The organism is Halalkalibacter sp. AB-rgal2 (assembly GCF_041821005.1).
Taxonomy (GTDB): domain Bacteria; phylum Bacillota; class Bacilli; order Bacillales; family Bacillaceae_D; genus Halalkalibacter.
In genome coordinates this window covers 1-16,461 of record NZ_JBGUAV010000033.1, presented here as the reverse complement: position 1 = coordinate 16,461, position 16,461 = coordinate 1, and the positions used below count along the sequence as shown (strand labels likewise).

The window sequence follows — 16,461 nt, the reverse complement described above, 5'->3', positions numbered from 1 at the left end:
TTTCTACATGTGGCGCATTCTCTTACGTAACGCCTCTCTCCCTCTATGAACTCTTGTTTTCACAGTGGCAGGCGGCATATCTAATATTTCGCTTATCTCATTTATAGAGAGGTCTTCAATGTACTTCAATATGATAGCGGTTCGGTATTTGATCGGTAATTGATTAATTTCATTCTGAACCCAATCCTGCAGTTCCCTTGTTACGACTTGATCCTCAGGCAGCTCCTCATCTGCAGCTAGCTGTGATTCAAACGTCACGCCATCTGTCCCCTTCACTTCATCCTGCAAGTGAAAGTCTGGCTTCTTTTTCCGCAAGCGATCGATCGATACATTCGTCGCAATTCGAAAAAGCCATGTCGAGAACTTTCTATTTATATCATAGCGATCGATATTTGTATAGGCACGCAAAAATGCTTCTTGAGCGACATCTTGTGCTTCATGAACATTGCCGAGCATGCGATAACAGATTTGATAGACTTTATCTTTATATAGCTCAACAATTTCAGCAAATGCCTCTTGATCGCCTTTTCTCACTTCCCCAATTAATCGTTTAATTGTACTCTCCATCTCTCATATCCCTACCTAAACGGTTCTGACATCATATACGCATCAACCTTCATCAAGGTTTCAATCTTTTTAATAATATCATAAAATAACAGTATTTAGGTTAGGATTTCCTTCTTTTTTCCTGTCATGTTCACTCTATAGCTCTAAAAGGGGTTCTTCTTTCTAATAGAGTAAATTTTTGGAGGGAGGAGAGTATATTTCACCTGAATTCATATTATAAGCAACCTCAATTAACACACCAAATAATTAATTTTTCAGGGAGTATCTCCGAAAATTCGCAGACAACGTAATAATGATTACCTTCGTTTAATTATAGCTCCATCTAATTAACCCCCCTTCAAATGAACTAAGACTACCTTATCGTCTAAATCTCTAAGCATCTGCAGTTAATATGATTCTCTTTTCCCATGATGTTTTCATTAAGTAAAAGACGTTTGATTTAGTAATTGATAGCGCAATAGGAAAATGTTAGTATTTATTGTGATAAGTAAGAATTTGTTACTTAATTTTCGATACTTATAATAAGGAGTGATGTTATGGGTTTTTTTAGTTTAAAAGCAGTTTGTGCTGTATGTGATCAAGAGGCTGGTTTAAACAGATACAGAATAGCAGAAAAAAATTGGATATGCCCGAGTTGCTTTAAAAAAGCAGGCTTGAAAAAAATCGGACAAATGAACAAACCAATTAATAAAATGACCAAAGATGACGTAAACGCTGCTATTGAAGCAAAAATAAAAAATGAAATTGAACTCAGTAATTTTTCCCCTACCAAAAGCATCGGGAGTTTTATGGAATTTGATGACAACAACAAAAAATGGTTAGCGCTTTCTTCTTTTCTGGGAAAAAGAAATAAGTCTACCGTTTATAATTACAGTGATATCATAGACTTTGAATTATTAGAAGATGGAGAATCAGTGGCTCAAGGTGGACTAGGTAAGGCGCTTATAGGTGGAGCTTTATTCGGCGGGACTGGTGCAATAGTCGGTGGAATAACCGGCAAAAGAAAGAATACAAATGTGTGTAACAGCTTAAAACTAAAAATTACTGTTAATGACTTTCATAGTCCAACTGTTTATGTCAATTTTATTGAGTCCTCGACCAAAAGAAACGGATTTATTTTCAAAAATATATATGACAGTGCCCAGGAATGCTTATCAACCTTACAACTTATCTGCGATGGGCAAAAAAACGACAACCATCAAAATGAACACAAAACTTCTGATGCAGATGAACTTATAAAATTTAAACAGTTATTAGATGCAGGGGCAATTAGCCAAGAAGAGTACGACATTAAAAAAAGTGAAATATTAGGAACATAGCCTATTAATGCATGATGTAAATGTTGTTGTAATATAAATCCACCTGCTTCGCTTTTTAACTTGTTAATGAAAGCAGGAAGCTCACCTCTCTTTCATTAACAAAAGACTATCCTGGTTTATTACTAGTGCTCAACAAAAAGGTGTTTAAAAGGATCCGCACTCCTTTTAAACACCTTTTGTTTATTTAAGTGGAGCCTAGCGGGATCGAACCGCTGACCTCCTGCGTGCAAAGCAGGCGCTCTCCCAGCTGAGCTAAGGCCCCGTTATGTAGAAGCGGAAGACGAGATTCGAACTCGCGACCCCCACCTTGGCAAGGTGGTGTTCTACCACTGAACTACTTCCGCATTGTTAAAAATGAGCCATGAAGGACTCGAACCTTCGACCCTCTGATTAAAAGTCAGATGCTCTACCAACTGAGCTAATGGCTCGAAAGGCAATCATCTTGCCTAAAAGATAATCTTGGCTGGGCTAGCAGGATTCGAACCTACGCATGACGGAATCAAAATCCGTTGCCTTACCGCTTGGCGATAGCCCATTAAACAAACATGGTGGAGGGGGACGGATTCGAACCGCCGAACCCGGAGGGAGCGGATTTACAGTCCGCCGCGTTTAGCCACTTCGCTACCCCTCCACTATTATTGTACAATCTGATGGTGGAGGATGACGGGATCGAACCGCCGACCCCCTGCTTGTAAGGCAGGTGCTCTCCCAGCTGAGCTAATCCTCCAATATGTATGGTGACCCGTACGGGATTCGAACCCGTGTTACCGCCGTGAAAGGGCGGTGTCTTAACCGCTTGACCAACGGGCCAGCTTGTACTTTCATACTGACAAAAAATATTATAGCTAAATCGGTCATTGAAGGCAAGAGATTTTTATAAAAAATATGTAAAACCAATATGAATCTTTAAAATTCTTAACCAGCTAAACAAACATAATTTATATCCCCTTCCATTTGTATATTTATACCTATTATCAAACTCATCCTAATAATACTAATTTACCAATTATTATAAATAAAGAACTTTTTTTCCTTAAAAACTTCCTTTCAGTAGAAAATTAGTATAATCTATCATTTACAAAAGAGAAAGGAGAGATTTTTGATGAAAAAATGTTTGTTTGGCTTACTTTTCATTTTTCTAAGTTGCACAATCATTGCTTGTAGTAATGAAGATGCAAGCACCACTGAAAATGCAATTGAGGAAGACGATCATGATCATTCCTCAGAAGAGCGTACACTGGAGGATACTGAACACGAAGAAAATGCTACAGATGTAGAAGCTGCAGCCGAGAGTAATGACATTCCCGAAGAAAATACAGTTGAAAGTGATGAAGGTATATTTACATTACTTAAAATTAATGAAGACATTGAAACACTAGAAGTGGGACCATTGACATTGTACATTTCACACGTTGGGATCACAACTGGTCAACTTAAGGGAGATTTCTCTCAACATATGGGGACTGACTACATTGAAATTATTGACTTTGACTTTAGCATTGTAAACAATTCTGAAGAAACGGTTATCTTCAACACAGATAACGCTACTTTAACAACAAGTACAGATGAACAACTTGAAGTTGATTTAAGAATAAACGAATATTTAGATTCAGGTTCTACGGATGAAGAGTATGCTGGAGGTGAAAGAAAGCATGGATACATCATGTTTTCCCTTGAGAGCTCTTTAGCAGCGGATGTCGAATGGGTACAAATCCATATTGATGCTCCGATGGATGAAGAGAAGAATAAAATAGGCGAAGATATAGAGCTTAGAGTCGAATTTTAATACATAAAGGATTTCTATTATTCATTACGTTTCGAATTTAATTCATGCTTCCGTTATATAGGTGTTTTCCTTAAGTAGATTCTTACTAGAAACAAAAATCTTCTTTAATAAATAAGAATAGCTCCCAATAAAAAACTGATTCATAAAGAGTTGGTTTTTTATTGGGAGCTTTTTTCTATCTAAATTCCTCAATCAAACAACTGCCCCCACGTTTGTTGGCCTACAATCCCATCCACTTGAATACGTTGTGATTGTTGGTACATCCTTACAGCAGAACGTGTCCTATTACCATAGATTCCATCAATAGAACCAGGATCAAATCCAAGAACTTTAATACGACCTTGCACATATCGAACATCGTCTCCTCTCAATAGAGGAGATCCTACACGTAATAATCTTCGGTAATGAATCGCTTGGTGATACTTAACATATGGTGCATTGGCCGAGCACCAATCAAGGCTGCCTATATGAAATAATTGTCCTTGCTTGGCGTAAACCTTAACAATCATTCCCCGGGTTAATTGTCCAGTTACCGTCGATGTAAACGATGGCTCTTTACGTCTATTTAATGTTGATGATAGAACTTCAACGAATCCATTAATTTTCTTACTTCCTTTAACGTCAGCTTCAGATAAGTTAAAATTGATCACTTGACCGACACGTAATTGAGTAGGGTCCACATCAGGATTCGCACGTCTGAGATCGTCTACTGTCACACCAGCAGCACTTTCTTTATGTGCAATACTCCAATAAGTATCACCCTCTTGAATCATATAGGTTGATGGTACCTCATTTTTGGGGAAAGTGGATATGTTTGTTGTAATATTAATAACGTTTTGATAATCAAATCGACAGCACTGTTTCCATGAATACCCTGGGAATTCGTGGTGAGATTTATCTACCTGTCCAATCTTATCATCCACAAGTGCTTGCTGTAATTCTGCAATAGACATGATCGTATAATCGTCTAACTCTTCTGTTCGGTAGTCACCAGCCACACAAATGCCCAATGCAAATTGATTACTATTACCGACGTGATACGTACGGCGATCAATGTCGTGACAATACACAATACGAGCACGCCTCCCGTTAGACGTAGCAACGACATTTTGTGGTTCAATCACAAATGTATAGCCAACGCCTGGCCATCTTAATGACTCTACGTGATATCTCGCAAAACCAGCAGCTGTAGAGCCTGCTAAATCCTTTTTCGTTAACGAATGATGCCATGCACGATCGGTAATGACACGTGTCCGTTTAGAGTATAGTCCCTTTCTCGGTAGTGTCTTTCGTTGATCGGATAGTTGAGGAAGTCTTTCAAATTGATAGGCCATTATGCAACCTCACCTTTTTTTACTTTTTCAATGGCCATCTTTTGCTCATGTCCTTTTTTTGTAATGTAGTTATTCTTCCATGCAGCATAAACAGCTAATACAGCAATCGCTAAACTCGCTACTGCCTCAGTAACATCCTCTGGAACATGAATTCCAAAGTAGGCTAGCAATGCCGCGATTAGGCCGAAAAAACGCGTAACACTTCCAGAATCAAACATCATCATTGATCCCCCCCTTTTAAATGATCAATTCTCCTATGTGCTTGCTTTGTCGACTCCTCTACCCTCGTTATCCGTTCACCCATTTGTGCCATTTGCTTCTCATTTGCCCTAAGATCAATCTTGATATCATCCACTCCTCTACGAATATAGCCTAGCTCTGCTTTAACCTCCGCATTTTCCTGACTGTCCGTTTTCACCTCTTTTATATGAGTTAGTTGGTAAGCTAGATAACTGATGACTAATCCAGCAATCGCAACTAATACTCCTAGTTCGATTGACACTTTCCCACCTCATTTTTAAAAGGAGCTAACATTGACTCATGTTAGCTCCCTCTTTTAACCAAAATAAAAAAACGCGCAGCGTCTTTTATTAAAAGCGTCGTGTGCAGTCGTCACAATGGGTTGAAGTTATTCTGAAAGTGGGGTTCGTTCAGAATAACGTGTAACGAACGGAGCCGACGCACATCACTGAGTCTGCTTTCGTCTTCTTAATCCTCCACAGTACGTCTAAGATTTTATACTTACTTCTCTTTTAAAAAAGTCTACATCTTCTGGTTCAACCTCGGTATCCTCTTCTTCCCGTCAACCTTTATTCAGCACTCTCCTTTTTTTCAACATTTTCAAATGATTCGACTAATAAAAAATGAGCCTCCGCATCTTTATCGGAAAGCTCTTCGTTATAATCATTTACAATCTCTTCAACTGTCTTCAAAGCCGTTTCTAAGTTCTTATCACCTACTGTGAAATACTCTTGATACAATTCCTCTTGTTGCTGTTTGAACTCTCTCTTGTCTTTGTCCTCTTTAATCTTGAAACCACCTCCTTGGGCCTGTACTAATTCACCTTGATCATCAATTTCAGCGAAGGCCTTTAATAATTCAAGCTCTTCTTCAGCTAGCTTCTTATTCTGTTCTTCGAGCACCTTTACTACTCGCATACGATGCACTGATTCCTTTCCCTTTAATGACAAATTCTTCAAAAAATCTGCTGTCATTTTCAAATCTTTGTATTGTAAATTCATCATGCTATCTTCTCCTCTAATTTTTTAATTTTTGTTTTTAGATATTGATTTTCTAGTTTCAGTTTACCAATTTCACCTTTAAGTTCGTTAATGTTAGGAATTAATAAAGTCCAGGCCCGATCACTATAGTTTTCGATTTCACCCTTATCGTAAACTGCAAACTCACTTAAACCTATTTCACTAAATTCATCTGCAATTAATCCATAATAACGTTTAAGACCTTCGGTAGACCCACCGTTATTTCTTATTTCACCCTTGTCATACCAACTCTTAATATTTAAGTCTAAAATTTTCCTGTATTCCAAATCAGCGGCTACTTCAATTTCTTGTTTATATTTTCTAGCTGAAGTAGATCGAGCCAACCTTCCTGTACCAGAAAATATATGCAAATTGACTGAATTTGAAGTGGTGTTTTCATAAGCGCTTGGTATGCGTAAGGCACCACTAACATCAACTCGACCATTAGATGCAACTTCAAAATTAACGTTACCACCTGCATAAATCCTAAAATTACCAATATCTGTCTGTCTAATATAGTTATTTTGATCAAACTTCCACTGCACACTATTAGCATAAGGTTCAATACGTATGCTGTGATCTTGTGATCCAATTCGTAGTTCGTCATATATTCTCGTAAAGTTGTGAGCAATTCTCATCTTTGTTGAATAGGTACTACTGGAGGTGCGATGTCTAAAATACGTACTAGCATTTGTTCTTCTTCCAAAGCCGCCATACCATATATCAATGTCATTGCTCGTATCTGACTGATCTAAAATAATAGCTGGTTGGTCATGACTTGTAAACCTACCTTCCGAAACCTGTCGCCTGTTAGCAAAGAGTCTTAAAGTCGCTCCAGCATTTAAATTATTGTATGGCCCTGAAATAGTCGTCACGCTATCAACAAAATCTGTACGAAGAATGGCACGATATAAACCACCTTTTTCAAAACCAATATTTAAGATGTCATTATCTACTATAATACCTAACCCTTTTTTATTAGGATTGCTAGTATCTGATATAGGAATAATACGACCTAAAGAATCATTAATACGATTATAAAACTCTAGACTAAATTGGCCAAATCTCATGGCCAACTGATTATTATAATAACTTTCAATTAACCCTTGAGCCAGTTCTAACCTACGACCAGATGACTGTTGTGTAATCTTACCACCTGTAACATCACCTAAATTAGCAGAGACAGCCGCTAAATTTGCCACATTCAAATGATCAGCTGTAATCGTTCCAGCTGTAATACGATTACCGTTTAACGTGTTTGCTTGGATTCGGTTCCCGTGCATCGTGCCTGTTGTCACTTTCGCAGCTGATAAATTCTCAATATGTGAATTTTTAATTACCCCATTATTAATAAGAGTAAGGCCATCTAAATGAATAAGACTTCCTTTTATTCGTACACCTTCACTAGATAAATTAAGTGCACTAACCACACCGTTCACATCAACCTTTGCCGATATTTCATTAGAATGGATCGTTAATGTCGATTCTGCTTGCGTCAAACGATTCGAAAGGGAGTTAACCTCTGTTTTAGTAGCGCGTAGTTCGATTTGATCAGATAGCTGTGTGATAGAAGATTCTGCTTGCTCCACTCTAGTTTCGACTCTTTTTGTCGTACTATCTACATTTTCAAAGCTTTGAAACTCTTGTATATCGCTAACATGAGATGGCTCGACCCATAACAATTTTTCACCACTTGAGCCAATTTGACCGTAAAAGTTAATTCCATGAGTCCATGCATGAAATTGATTAGTAGGCTCGTGTCTTAAGGCGATATATTCATCGCCGTTATAAATACACGTAACGAGTGACCATCTATTTATCGTTTGAACTTCCATTAACTCAATAAAACCTGTACCTCTTGTTCCATCACTACTATTATTAAAAACAATGTCAATTTTCCCAGCACTCATATATCCACTTACACGCTTACCACTTAAAGTACCTAAGACGTAATTATGTTCTCCACTTAAATTAGAGCGACACAGAAGAATGAAATAATCAGTTGATGCTTCTTGTGTCCCATGTACTTTGTATTCTTCTACCATACGATCATTTATCTCATCGACTGCATAATCGAAAGCAGTAGTCGTTACCCGTTGTTGGATCCTATCGGCGTTTTGCACAATTTCGCTTTCTGCTGAATCTAAACGACTAATGATATTATTTTGGTCTGTCGTATACTCAATTAAAGTCACTCGCTGCTCAATCAACCCTGCTTGGACTGTAATCGCACTTTCTGCATCAGACACCCTTCCCTCTATCGTCTCTACCTCTGATTTTGTCGCACGAAGTTGGATTTCCTCGGCATTTAGGTTAATCCAAGTTTCATGGGCTGTTAAGGTCGTACCTATACTTTGTAAATCACCATCAATTTCCTCCATCTTATTGTCATACTCAAGCTGTTTTACTCGAAGCCGTATGTCTGTTTGACTTTGTGATATGTGTGAGTCGTTACTATCGAGCCTTGTAATAATTCCTTGTTGATCTGTTTCGTACTCCGTTACACTTACGGCATTTTCAAACTGATCATCTATCTCTTTTTTAGTATAAACTGTGCCAACATTTACTTTGTCAGCCAATTGCCCGTTTACAAATGTCAGATCAGCCTTTCCATCCAACAAACCCTCTACCTCAGTCATATTAGCCTTGTCTGACAACCAATTAAGCATGTCGGCTTCATCCGCCTTGGACTGTAGATCATCGATCATTTGTTGTCTCTGATCATCATATGTGTCTTGATCTACTTTTAGCTGCAGCTTTCCATCGACATATTCAAGGCCTGCCTTTTTAGCGATTTCTTGCATAAGCTCTTGACGCTTCTCTTCGATCTCAACATCGGTGTATTGCTTCGCCTCCTGATGAATCGTCTCTTTTGCCACTTCACTAATCTGGTCAAAGTCAACTCCATTTTCTCCGATAATCCGACTAATCTCATTAAGCTCCCTTAAACGAGCTGCCATATCTTCACCAAATAATAGATCATCCGTTATGACTCTGACCGTAGACGCTGTTACTTCATCCGTAAAATCAGAAGCTGTGCCGTGTGTATTCACTGCTCGTATACGGTAGTACCACTGTTGATCCGTCTCTACATTATGAGCAAATGCACCGACTTTTCCTCGCCATAACAAATGCTGACGATCAGGTACAAAATCTTTAACCTGGCTACCATACACCTCGTAGTAATGTACGTACACCTCATTAGAATAATCCCAATAAAGTTGAATGACCTGAAAACCACCTTCTGCCCTCGCATTAGCCGGTGTTTGTGGCTTAATATTAGGGTAACGCTCATTCGTAATGGGCTTCGCTTCTGAATCCCACCTTCCACGGTTTCGATCAATATCCGCTTCGATTCTGTCAATTCGATCATCTTCCTCATGAACAGACAGAAATTGTCCCATCTCCACCATCGCCGTTCCCTCTATATCGATAAGGTCATATTCAACAGCAATAATGCGTGTTTGTATTTCAATAGGCTTGCTAAACTGTCGATCAATGGCTCTAGCTGTATCACCAAGACTTACTTTTTCATGATCATAACCAGCCATATGTTCAAGTAAATGAACAGACAAACGATAATGGACTTCAGGTACACTTACTTTCGGAAGGTGCTCCCACGTTTTTTGTAAAAGTAACTCTGGATCTTCGATGTCTTGATCCTGCCAAATTCCCTCTCGATGCAATAGCTCTCCGTCGTATTGTCGACCATACTTCTGTAATGCTTGTGGATCACCCACCCAAGCTTGTCCTAGTGGTTTATTAGTTGGATCTCCGCTTGCCGTATTCCATTCAACATTTGTAAAATCAAGATACTGAGTATCACCTCCTTCATCACCCTCTGAAGACAAAGAGGCACCTTGCCCGTACAATGCAGTAACCGGATACGATAAAATGGTCCGTTGTATTTCAGTAATATCATGATCAATCTCAAAGCGCTTGCCGTTATCTGCACCAAGCCTCTTCAAAAGCTTGACGTGACGAGCAGCAATATGATTTTGCTCGTCAAATACAACAACGTCCTTTATATCACCTCCCCATACTTCAAGAACATTCCAAACCGCAACCGCTGATGAAATGTAATGAAACTGAGTCGACCCTTGACCAAACTCCCCTTCAACAACACCAGTCCACCGCGTTCCGACAAGAGCTGCATCTAGCGCAACCTGCGCCAACTGATTAACAATGTTTTGCTCTACGACAATATGCTCTTGTAACTCTTCCGCAAATGCTGGCATACAAATAGCTGTCGTTTGTGGGCCATCTTCATCATCCAATTCATCTAACTCTTTAATAATAAATAAACGAAGGTCGCCTTCCTTATCACGAAAGACAACCTGATTTTCTTCTACAATATACGACGCTTCTTCTGTATTTGCTTCAACAGTAAATGAGAAGGGCTGATTTGAAATACGATTCAGCTCTTCTCGAAATGGCGCTTCTATTAGTCCCGTTTCTTCAGTGATCACCGTTAACAAACGATCATCCTGATCTAGAATGTATATTTCAGCCAATTAGAGCTCCTCCTTTCTATACTTAGATTCATTTTAATAAAATCGCTCTGTATACATGACGGTTGTTGGTTGGTTCGTTCTTAACGTATTTTCTCCTGGCTTAAGCCAAAACCAGTTTGACTGTAACGATAGGGCAACTGCTAAATTCTCACCATTTAACCGAATTCCTCGTTTTGTGTAGTCTATTTCTAATACGTCATTTTCTATAAATCCGTAATTTAAACGAAGCATGCCACCCTGATCATTTTCAAAAGTAAAACTAGACTCAGCATTCGTAAAGACTGTCCGACTTTTCCACGGCACTTCGATCTGACCTGTAATAGGGAAGCTTGTAAATGTTGAATGAATGTCGATTTGCTTATCCTCACCAAATCGACAAGCGATTGGCAAATAGAAACGAATATGTCCCTTGGCAAACGTATAATTCTCCTCCAGCTCCATATCGTGATACAAAGCAAGATAATAGCGTTGTGGTGAATCTTTAAATAGTAGCTTTTTGGGTTGGTCATGAACTAACCAAGTAGACAATTCCTCTTTTCTTTCCTCAATTCTCTTATTCCCTGTTATTGTAATCGGAACCGTTAATTCGGCACTAGTAAAGCTCTTTTTCCTCACCCGATCACCACCGGTTAACTTAGGGGTTGTTAAGAATTCAACAGGAGGTGTTGGAGGTCGAAATAGCTCGTTTGTCACGCGAATGTATTCTTTTTCAATTCCATTAAAGATCACACAAAAGCCCCCTTTTGACTTGGTACTCGCTGCTGTCTCGATTTATTTCTTTCTTGTAATTCCGTTACTATTTTCCACTGCATCATACCTACTTTTCTATTGTCTAAATAAACATCACTTTGCTTTTCCGCAATTCTTTCTAGTAACCTTTCTACATGATCCATATTTAAAGTACTTCCATTGCTTTGATTGATAATGCTTGTATTATTAGATAGGCCTTGTCTCATGTTAGGAATTGCATGTTCTACTTGAAAAATTTCTGGCTTCATCCATTCGGCAGCCTCATCTGATTTTTTGAGCACATTTCTTTTTTCTTTATCAATTCCAATTTCAAAGCCTTTCATTAGATTGACACCAATTTGATCTCTCATCCACCTCGATGGAGAACGAATATTAAAGAAGCTCTTAAAACCATCCTTGATGCTGTTACCTATATTTTTCACGGAATCCCAAACAGCACTCCCCATGGATGAAATACCATTTATTAACCCACTTATAATTTCCTTGCCTGTGTCAGATAGGTTAATAGCTTCAAAAAATTTAATGAAATTCTGAATTATATTTTCTGCCGTCTCTTTTATTGCTTCCCAAGCGCCTTCCCAATCGCCCTTAATTAACGCCATTACTGTCTTTATAATACCCATGACAAGGTCAATCCCATTTTGCACGTTTGTTCGAATCATAGCCCAAGCTACAGTAAGCACCATGCTAATGACATTCCAAATATCTTCCCAGTAAATATTTATAAAATCTAATACATTTTTAATGGCTGTCCAAAGCAAATAAATATACACACCTATCCGACTAATTATAGCACCCCAAATAAACTCAATAATTGTCATAATCGTCTCACCATGCTTATCCCAAGTATCTTCGATGATACCTATAATGCCAGTCACAATCATAACAATCGTCTCACCTATCGTTTCGATGACCGTTTCAATAAACCCCCAAACTAAACCAACATAGTACATGACCTCCTCACCATGGACTTCCCAAAGTTCTCTAATCGTTTCTAAGATGGTTCCAACAAAATCGGACAACCACTCCATTACAACCGTTACGATATTTTGAATAAATTCTAATGCAACAGCAATATATTCCTGTATTTCTAACCAAATACGATCAACTTGCTCTTTAAACCATTCATTGTTGTTATAGAGGTAAATAAATGCCAGCACTAATGCGGTTATAGCTGCTATCACCCAAAACCAAGGGCTAGCAATCATCGTTTTCCCAAAACTGTCCCATACATTTTTGACACGATCTACTATATCTTTTAATGAATCCAATGCTGTAATGGTTTTGTTGAATTCTGTAATAAAAGTAGTGAATGCTCCTATCGCTTTAATAGTAGCGTCAAATCCAAATACAATTCCTTTGATTGCTTCTTCCAACCAGTTTAAAGACGTAGCAGCATTTTCACTATTTACTGTAATCGCTTCAATTGATTTTATAACATCAATTGAAATAGAGTCATATTCTAAACTCTCCACTACACTTTCAGCATCTAGAGTAATATGAATACCTATTTTTCCATTTGCCAATTACCTCACCTGCCTTTCAAAAATCATATAAAAATAACCACTCGGTCGTGAGTGGTTTTAATTTACTTTTTATTTACCGTTAATGGTTAATATAAAGCGATACGGATATCATTCTTTTAATTGATACACTTTTTTAGCTTTATTGATTTGTTCTCGTTGTTTTGCACTTCCTTTTCCCGTTGGCAATTCCATCGTTCGTATATTTACTACTTCTTTAAAACGTGTGTCTCCTTTTAAGCCATCAAGTAACGCTAAAAACTTACGCCAATCCAATTTCCCTTGTTCCTCGATTAAATCAATCCCATAGTCCTGCATAAACGAAGCATAAATAAATGCAGCATCTTGTTTAATGGAATAAGGCTGCTTTCCTTCGTTTCCTGCTATTGGCATAGGGTTCCCTTGAATATCTACAGCTGGCTGTGTCGATTTTTCGCTTGCAATTAATCCATAATGAATTTTTTGTAAAATACTCCACTTCGTTTGAATGTCGTATTTAAGCTCACACCCTATTAGCATTCTTAAAGCCGCTTCAACCTGTAGTACATCATGAATGTCATCATCATTTAGCAAATCATAATAACGTAATATATTATCAAAAGACATGTCCACTTGATAAATAGTACCGTCTATCTCAATCTTAGTTTCCAATGGATAAAAAAGGGTAAACACAATCTATCACCTATGATTTTTTCATATATTTTTTGAGCTTTGCCTTTTGGGATTGATCGACTCCAAAATGAGATAATTCTTCTGTTAACGAATTGGCCAAATCCATAAAATACTTAGATAATAAATGGATAGATGCTGTTTGTTCATATAGCTTGTCAAAAGCTCCATCACCTAGGATAATGTCATAGCTTTTCTTGAGAACTTCTTTCGTTTGTTCAAAATCTGCTTCATAATTACTGTCCTTTGCCTTCATAGCTTCTATTTCATCTAATAAATTTTTGTGAGCATCTCGTAATCTTAACGAAGATTCATCAGATGCATCCACCGTAAATTCTAACTTTCCAATGACAACAGGGATCTCTGTTTTCTGTGTCTCAATTTTAATAGCCATCCTATCACTCCTCACTTGATATAGGAAGGGGGATTCCCCTCCCTTTACTTATTCCTCTTCTTCCTCTAATCCCCCATCATGCTCTGGAGGTTCATCAGGGCGTAGCTGTAATGGTTGGCTTACGGTCAAATCCAATCGTGCAGCTAAAGGTAGCAAACTCGGTCGCTTCTCCACCACTTGTAATCGGTACGGTCACCGTAGCTGGACCTTCAATTTCCGTCCCATCTGAATCGACTTTCTTAAACATAATTTTGCGGCCTTCTCCCACTTCACGCTTAATACTATTAATAAAAGCCATCGCAGGGTCATCCTTGTCAAACATCCCTTCAAATGAGTACTGTTCAAGACGAGCTGTGACATCCGTTGTTGGATTGCCATCCCCATCATAATAGCCTGTAGCCTCACTCGTTTCATCTGTATCATCGGTAACAGATGAAATCCACTTTGCCAGCTGCATGTATTCTGGCTCCTCACCATTTGATGGCATAGAAGCCACAAAATATCCTGTTAATGCGTTCTTTTGTCTAGTCATTATTTACCACTCCTCTAATGTATAAATCGGCACTAAATTGTGCCCCAAAAATATAATATTGATCTGCTTGTACAATCTTCTTAGGATCTTCTGTTATTGTTATCTTCTTAAAATCATACGAATCACTATTTGAAGCACCTTCTGTTTTCAGTAAATCATTTACTATTTGTAGTAACGTTCGATATGCTTCAAACTGTACATCATGTCTGACTAACACTTGAAATAGGAAAACTTTCTCTTTTGACCCATCATAATAATGACGATACTCATTTGTAGACATTCCCATGACTGCAATGCTATTTTCTTCGAGAAGAATAGGTGATACGACAGGTAAATCATAGCTCTGTTCATTTAATACATCTAAGACCAGTTTCTCTACATTCATCTTAAGCACCTTCTTCCCTACGTTGGATAACAGGGCTTACTTTAACCGCCTCTTCTACTGCACGATTGAAAGCTATTTGAAACTCATCGATATGTCTCTCAATCTTTTTGACATCCTGATCTAACAAAAAGTCTACAAATGTAATAGGTAGCTTTCTTTCGTTTAATAGATAAATTGTTTTAAGCTTTCGTTCGGTTTGTTTTAAAATCTCTTCTAAAGTAGACATGTCCTTTTCAGCTTTTTCGCGTATCGCTTTCTCTCTGGCTTCCATAGAAACTTGGGCAGCTTGTATAGCATCTGATCTTTCTTTATAAAGCTTTTGCTTATATTCCTCTTCCCATTTTGCTTTAGCCGTTTGTAGAGCCATCGTTACGCGTTTATCTCCTTCAGACTGGAGTGCCTTGCGATATTCTTCAATCGTCTTTGGAAGTGTACATTGCCACTTCTCTCTCTTTCTACTTACATTAGCATCGCTATCTTGAAGATGCATGATCATAGGATGCTGATTCTTAAACGAAACATTCATGCTCAGTTCCTCCTTTTTGCCCCTAGAAGTAACACCGCCTACTAGTTGCAAGTTCATTTTGTTTTTTTATGAAAACTTAACTTACTATCATCTTAATCGTTTTTTCACGTTATGCTCTGCCTTCATTCTGCCAAATGTCTGCCATCATAGCTGTAAGATAAATGCTAGCTTATGAATAGCTTTGCTTTTTATGCGATAATACTGCCTCTCACTTAAGCTGAGCTCATTATATACTTGATAGTCAAAGGTATCTCCTTCTGTTAGATATCTTTGAATAATAATGGCTCTTTCTTGTTCCGGTAGTTTATTAATGGCTTTTCTCATCCACTCGATATATTCACCATATTGCTTTCTCTTTTCAATATTTTCGATTGCTGCATGCTCTGTGCTTGAATAGAATTCATTTGTTTTAGTTGGTGGAATTAAAGAGAAGGATTGTGTTACTTTTGGTGTCACGTCTTCATCCAACAATAAGACGTATAATTGATACTTTTCTAGCGCCGCTTCCACGGCCTCCTTAACCTTGTTTCGATTTGCTTGTGTGAATGGCTTTGTCATATGGCTACAGCTCCTTTATTTTTACTTATTTCAGAAATTTTCAAGTACAAAAAAGGACACTAAAGGATATGGTTAGACCATCATCCATTAGTGTCCTCCAGCTGACTGGTAGAACGGTTATTCCGTAATCCTTAAAAATCCTCTCCTTCATCAAATTTAACTCGTTTCACTTTATTCTGATGTGTAACAATACTCGTTACACCAAAGGCAGGTAGCTCCGTAGTTTTCACACGTCCATCTGAAACCATTACAACAAAAGGCATATCATCGTTTCCTATTTCAATTTCTATCTTTCCAGATGTAGGATTGGCATTTATATGTTTAAGTCGCATCCTCTTCTCCTTT

The 16,461-nt window shown here is 38.1% G+C and carries 17 protein-coding genes and 7 tRNA genes; 2 read left to right on the top strand and 22 right to left on the bottom strand.

Features of this window, described 5'->3' with window-relative positions; genetic code table 11:
- Nucleotides 1-3 precede the first annotated feature (3 nt).
- A complete protein-coding gene (sigW, locus tag ACERJO_RS18910) occupies nt 4-567 on the bottom strand; it encodes an RNA polymerase sigma factor SigW (RefSeq protein WP_247107403.1) in 564 nt (187 codons plus the stop codon).
- A gap of 536 nt (nt 568-1,103) precedes the next feature.
- Between sigW and ACERJO_RS18905 the strand changes: the two genes are divergently transcribed.
- Nucleotides 1,104-1,886: an SHOCT domain-containing protein gene (locus ACERJO_RS18905; RefSeq protein WP_373648518.1), complete on the top strand. Its 783-nt coding sequence runs from the start codon at nt 1,104-1,106 to the stop codon at nt 1,884-1,886.
- Between the two features lie 189 nt (nt 1,887-2,075).
- On the opposite strand, the gene ACERJO_RS18900 is transcribed toward ACERJO_RS18905, so the two are convergent.
- From ACERJO_RS18900 to ACERJO_RS18870, 7 genes are all read right to left on the bottom strand, one after another.
- Nucleotides 2,076-2,148 (bottom strand) — tRNA-Ala (locus ACERJO_RS18900).
- A gap of 10 nt (nt 2,149-2,158) precedes the next feature.
- Nucleotides 2,159-2,230, bottom strand: a tRNA-Gly gene (locus tag ACERJO_RS18895).
- Nucleotides 2,231-2,241: 11 nt separating this feature from the next.
- Nucleotides 2,242-2,314, bottom strand: a tRNA-Lys gene (locus ACERJO_RS18890).
- Between the two features lie 32 nt (nt 2,315-2,346).
- A tRNA-Gln gene (locus ACERJO_RS18885) sits at nt 2,347-2,421 on the bottom strand.
- 11 nt (nt 2,422-2,432) lie between these two features.
- Nucleotides 2,433-2,517, bottom strand: a tRNA-Tyr gene (locus ACERJO_RS18880).
- A 20-nt stretch (nt 2,518-2,537) separates the two neighbouring features.
- Nucleotides 2,538-2,613 (bottom strand) — tRNA-Val (locus ACERJO_RS18875).
- An 8-nt stretch (nt 2,614-2,621) separates the two neighbouring features.
- Nucleotides 2,622-2,696: transfer RNA gene (locus tag ACERJO_RS18870), tRNA-Glu, on the bottom strand.
- Between the two features lie 292 nt (nt 2,697-2,988).
- Here ACERJO_RS18870 and ACERJO_RS18865 point away from each other — a divergent pair.
- Nucleotides 2,989-3,672: a hypothetical protein gene (locus ACERJO_RS18865; protein ID WP_373648517.1), complete on the top strand. Its 684-nt coding sequence runs from the start codon at nt 2,989-2,991 to the stop codon at nt 3,670-3,672.
- 188 nt (nt 3,673-3,860) lie between these two features.
- Here ACERJO_RS18865 and ACERJO_RS18860 read toward each other — a convergent pair whose 3' ends face one another.
- The 14 genes from ACERJO_RS18860 to ACERJO_RS18795 all read right to left on the bottom strand — a co-directional run.
- Nucleotides 3,861-5,006 (bottom strand): peptidoglycan-binding protein, encoded by a 1,146-nt coding sequence (locus ACERJO_RS18860; protein WP_373648516.1) that lies wholly within the window; start codon nt 5,004-5,006, stop codon nt 3,861-3,863.
- Entirely contained in the window at nt 5,006-5,230 is a 225-nt protein-coding gene (locus tag ACERJO_RS18855; protein ID WP_373648515.1) for a phage holin, read from the bottom strand. Before ACERJO_RS18855 ends, ACERJO_RS18860 begins: the two co-directional genes overlap by 1 nt.
- Entirely contained in the window at nt 5,227-5,508 is a 282-nt protein-coding gene (locus ACERJO_RS18850) for a hypothetical protein (protein ID WP_373648514.1), read from the bottom strand. Before ACERJO_RS18850 ends, ACERJO_RS18855 begins: the two co-directional genes overlap by 4 nt.
- A 307-nt stretch (nt 5,509-5,815) precedes the next feature.
- Nucleotides 5,816-6,250, bottom strand: coding sequence for a hypothetical protein (locus tag ACERJO_RS18845; RefSeq protein WP_373648513.1), 435 nt, complete (start codon nt 6,248-6,250; stop codon nt 5,816-5,818).
- On the bottom strand, nt 6,247-10,779 hold the full coding sequence (locus ACERJO_RS18840) for a phage tail protein (protein ID WP_373648512.1): 4,533 nt from the start codon (nt 10,777-10,779) through the stop codon (nt 6,247-6,249). Before ACERJO_RS18840 ends, ACERJO_RS18845 begins: the two co-directional genes overlap by 4 nt.
- Before the next feature lie 33 nt (nt 10,780-10,812).
- Nucleotides 10,813-11,508 carry a distal tail protein Dit gene (locus ACERJO_RS18835; RefSeq protein WP_373648511.1) on the bottom strand — a complete coding sequence of 232 codons (696 nt, stop codon included), beginning with the start codon at nt 11,506-11,508 and terminating at the stop codon, nt 10,813-10,815.
- Nucleotides 11,505-13,055, bottom strand: a complete 1,551-nt coding sequence (locus ACERJO_RS18830; RefSeq protein ID WP_373648510.1) for a phage tail protein — start codon at nt 13,053-13,055, stop codon at nt 11,505-11,507. Before ACERJO_RS18830 ends, ACERJO_RS18835 begins: the two co-directional genes overlap by 4 nt.
- A 108-nt stretch (nt 13,056-13,163) precedes the next feature.
- Nucleotides 13,164-13,724, bottom strand: a complete 561-nt coding sequence (locus tag ACERJO_RS18825) for a Gp15 family bacteriophage protein (protein WP_373648509.1) — start codon at nt 13,722-13,724, stop codon at nt 13,164-13,166.
- A gap of 10 nt (nt 13,725-13,734) precedes the next feature.
- Complete coding sequence (locus tag ACERJO_RS18820) at nt 13,735-14,115, bottom strand: hypothetical protein (RefSeq protein ID WP_247107414.1); 381 nt, start codon at nt 14,113-14,115, stop codon at nt 13,735-13,737.
- Between the two features lie 94 nt (nt 14,116-14,209).
- Complete coding sequence (locus tag ACERJO_RS18815; RefSeq protein WP_373648508.1) at nt 14,210-14,647, bottom strand: phage tail tube protein; 438 nt, start codon at nt 14,645-14,647, stop codon at nt 14,210-14,212.
- The gene (locus tag ACERJO_RS18810; RefSeq protein ID WP_373648507.1) at nt 14,640-15,032 is read right to left on the bottom strand and encodes a hypothetical protein; all 393 of its coding nucleotides are present in this window, start codon (nt 15,030-15,032) and stop codon (nt 14,640-14,642) included. Before ACERJO_RS18810 ends, ACERJO_RS18815 begins: the two co-directional genes overlap by 8 nt.
- 1 nt (nt 15,033) lies before the next feature.
- Nucleotides 15,034-15,558, bottom strand: a complete 525-nt coding sequence (locus ACERJO_RS18805; protein WP_373648506.1) for a DUF4355 domain-containing protein — start codon at nt 15,556-15,558, stop codon at nt 15,034-15,036.
- Nucleotides 15,559-15,702: 144 nt separating this feature from the next.
- Entirely contained in the window at nt 15,703-16,116 is a 414-nt protein-coding gene (locus ACERJO_RS18800; RefSeq protein WP_373648505.1) for an ArpU family phage packaging/lysis transcriptional regulator, read from the bottom strand.
- 131 nt (nt 16,117-16,247) lie between these two features.
- On the bottom strand, nt 16,248-16,461 hold a 214-nt coding region (locus tag ACERJO_RS18795), incomplete at its 5' end, for an XtrA/YqaO family protein (RefSeq protein ID WP_373648504.1).

What these genes read in the sequence shown, in the direction of transcription:
- sigW (WP_247107403.1), bottom strand. Translation starts at nt 567, where the DNA reads ATGGAGAGTACAATTAAACGATTAATTGGGGAAGTGAGAAAAGGCGAT.
- ACERJO_RS18905 (WP_373648518.1), top strand. Translation starts at nt 1,104, where the DNA reads ATGGGTTTTTTTAGTTTAAAAGCAGTTTGTGCTGTATGTGATCAAGAG.
- ACERJO_RS18865 (WP_373648517.1), top strand. Translation starts at nt 2,989, where the DNA reads ATGAAAAAATGTTTGTTTGGCTTACTTTTCATTTTTCTAAGTTGCACA.
- ACERJO_RS18860 (WP_373648516.1), bottom strand. Translation starts at nt 5,006, where the DNA reads ATGGCCTATCAATTTGAAAGACTTCCTCAACTATCCGATCAACGAAAG.
- ACERJO_RS18855 (WP_373648515.1), bottom strand. Translation starts at nt 5,230, where the DNA reads ATGATGATGTTTGATTCTGGAAGTGTTACGCGTTTTTTCGGCCTAATC.
- ACERJO_RS18845 (WP_373648513.1), bottom strand. Translation starts at nt 6,250, where the DNA reads ATGATGAATTTACAATACAAAGATTTGAAAATGACAGCAGATTTTTTG.
- ACERJO_RS18820 (WP_247107414.1), bottom strand. Translation starts at nt 14,115, where the DNA reads ATGGCTATTAAAATTGAGACACAGAAAACAGAGATCCCTGTTGTCATT.
- ACERJO_RS18815 (WP_373648508.1), bottom strand. Translation starts at nt 14,647, where the DNA reads ATGACTAGACAAAAGAACGCATTAACAGGATATTTTGTGGCTTCTATG.
- ACERJO_RS18810 (WP_373648507.1), bottom strand. Translation starts at nt 15,032, where the DNA reads ATGAATGTAGAGAAACTGGTCTTAGATGTATTAAATGAACAGAGCTAT.
- ACERJO_RS18805 (WP_373648506.1), bottom strand. Translation starts at nt 15,558, where the DNA reads ATGAATGTTTCGTTTAAGAATCAGCATCCTATGATCATGCATCTTCAA.
- ACERJO_RS18800 (WP_373648505.1), bottom strand. Translation starts at nt 16,116, where the DNA reads ATGACAAAGCCATTCACACAAGCAAATCGAAACAAGGTTAAGGAGGCC.